Genomic DNA, 2,396 nt, shown 5'->3' on the forward strand with positions numbered 1-2,396 from the left:
GCCTTTCGGCCTGCGGGCGACTTTAAGGGAACGCCGAAGGGACCGGGTGCGGGATCGATGCAGGCTCTTTACGCTCAGCTACTGGTGGGACTGATCAACGGCTCGTTCTACGCGCTGCTCAGTCTCGGGCTTGCCGTGATCTTCGGCATGCTCAACATCATCAATTTCGCCCATGGCGCGCTCTACATGATGGGCGCGTTCGTCGCCTATTTCCTGCTGAACAATGATTATCTCAGCATTGGCTACTGGCCGGCATTGATCATCGCCCCGATTGTCGTCGGCATCTTCGGCATGATCCTGGAACGGACCATGCTGCAATGGCTGACCGGACTCGATCATCTCTACGGCCTGCTCCTGACCTTCGGCATTGCGCTGATCGTGCAGGGCGTATTCCAGAACTATTTTGGATCGTCGGGCCTGCCTTACGCCATTCCTGACCAGCTCAGGGGCGGCATGAATCTCGGCTTCATGTTCCTGCCGGTCTATCGCGGCTGGGTCGTCGTGTTCTCGCTGATTGTGTGCATCGCGACGTGGTTCCTGATCGAGAAGACGCGGCTCGGCGCCTACCTCCGCGCCGCGACCGAAAACCCGACGCTGGTGCGCGCCTTCGGCATCAACGTGCCGCGCATGATCACGCTGACCTATGGTCTCGGCGTCGGCCTTGCCGCGCTCGCCGGCGTGCTCTCGGCGCCGATCAACCAGGTGCGGCCGCTGATGGGCGCCGACCTCATCATCGTGGTGTTCGCGGTGGTCGTGATCGGGGGTATGGGATCGATCATGGGTTCGATCATCACCGGCTTCGCGCTCGGTGTGATCGAGGGCCTGACCAAGTATTTCTACCCCGAGGCCTCCAACACCGTCGTGTTCGTGCTGATGGTGCTGGTGCTCTTGGTGAAGCCAACCGGATTGACGGGAAGGGCGGCCTGATATGACAGCCTTGACGGACGATACGCTGCGGGCGACCCCGCGCGCGATGCGCGACGAGATGATCGTGTTTGTGGTGATGGCGCTGCTGCTGGCGTCGGTGCCGTTCACGGGGGTCTATCCGTTCTTCGTGATGCAGGCGCTGTGCTTCGCGTTGCTCGCCTGCGCCTTCAACCTTCTGATCGGCTATGGCGGCCTGTTGTCGTTCGGCCACGCGATGTTCCTGGGGACGGCCGGTTATTGCACCGCGCATGCGCTGAAGGTATGGGCGCTGCCGCCGGAACTCGGCATCCTCGTCGGCGTCGCCGGTGCCTTCCTGCTCTCGATCGTGACCGGCTACATCTCGATCCGCCGCCAGGGCATCTATTTCTCGATGATCACGCTGGCGCTGTCGCAGCTCCTGTACTTCATCTACCTCCAGGCGCCATTCACCCATGGCGAAGACGGCATCCAGGGCATTCCGCAGGGACGCATGTTCGGGCTCTTCGATCTCTCGAAGCCGACCGTCCTCTACTATGTCGTGCTGGTCGGCTTCCTCGCCGGCTTCCTGCTGATCTACCGCATCATCAACTCGCCGTTTGGCGAAGTCCTGAAGTCGATCCGCGAGAACGAGCAGCGCGCGATCTCGCTGGGCTACCGGACCGACCAGTACAAGTTCCTGGCCTTCGTCCTGTCAGGCACGCTGGCCGGCTTTGCCGGGTCCCTGAAGGTGTTCGTGGCGCAGAATGCCTCGCTCACCGACGTGCACTGGACGATGTCCGGCGAAGTCGTGCTGATGACGCTGGTCGGCGGTCTCGGCACCATCTTCGGGCCCGTGGTCGGCGCCTTCGCGATCATCGCCATGCAGCAATATCTGGCGAGCTTCGGCCAGTGGGTGACGGTGATCCAGGGCTCGATCTTCGTGATCTGCGTGCTCACCTTCCGCCGCGGCGTGGTCGGTGAAATCGCGCACTACTTCCGACGATCACTCTAAGCTATTGATCTGATGTAAATTTATAGGCTGCGTGAAAGCGGTGGATGATCCGGTTCCGCGGGCGTGAGGTAGCACGCGCGCGGGTCGAAAATGGTCTATGACAGTTTTATGACGGCCTGCTCGGGCCGGGCCATTTCCAACCGGTAGCCTATCCCATGATGCGATGGTTTCGCGCCTTCCTGCCCAAGGAAGAACGGTTCTTTGACCTGTTCGACCGCCATGCCCAGACCGTGATCCAGGGCTCCGTCGCGCTCCAGGGAATGCTGAACGGGGGCGAGGAGACGCCGGTCTATTGCCAGCGCGTCAACCAGTTCGAGAACGATGCCGATAACATCACCCGCGAGGTGCTGACCGCGGTGCGCCGTACCTTCATCACGCCGTTCGACCGGGGCGACATCAAGAACCTCATCACGTCGATGGACGACGCCATCGACCAGATGCAGCAGACCGCCAAGGCCGTGATGCTGTTCGAGGTTCGCACCTTCGAGCCGCCGATGCG

Annotated in this window: 3 protein-coding genes; all 3 read left to right on the forward strand. The window is 61.7% G+C overall.

Annotated elements, in window-relative coordinates; translation table 11 throughout:
* Positions 1-57 precede the first annotated feature (57 nt).
* A complete protein-coding gene (locus tag ACXJL8_RS39045) occupies positions 58-927 on the forward strand; it encodes a branched-chain amino acid ABC transporter permease (protein WP_456622928.1) in 870 nt (289 codons plus the stop codon).
* Between the two features lies 1 nt (position 928).
* On the forward strand, positions 929-1,897 hold the full coding sequence (locus ACXJL8_RS39050; protein ID WP_456622927.1) for a branched-chain amino acid ABC transporter permease: 969 nt from the start codon (positions 929-931) through the stop codon (positions 1,895-1,897).
* A gap of 155 nt (positions 1,898-2,052) precedes the next feature.
* A partial coding sequence (locus ACXJL8_RS39055) for a DUF47 domain-containing protein (protein ID WP_456686817.1) occupies positions 2,053-2,396 on the forward strand: 344 nt, incomplete at its 3' end.

This window comes from Bradyrhizobium sp. P5_C11_2, assembly GCF_054049755.1.

Coding starts and splice junctions, on each gene's coding strand:
- ACXJL8_RS39050 (WP_456622927.1), top strand. CDS start 929: ATGACAGCCTTGACGGACGATACGCTGCGGGCGACCCCGCGCGCGATG.
- ACXJL8_RS39045 (WP_456622928.1), top strand. CDS start 58: ATGCAGGCTCTTTACGCTCAGCTACTGGTGGGACTGATCAACGGCTCG.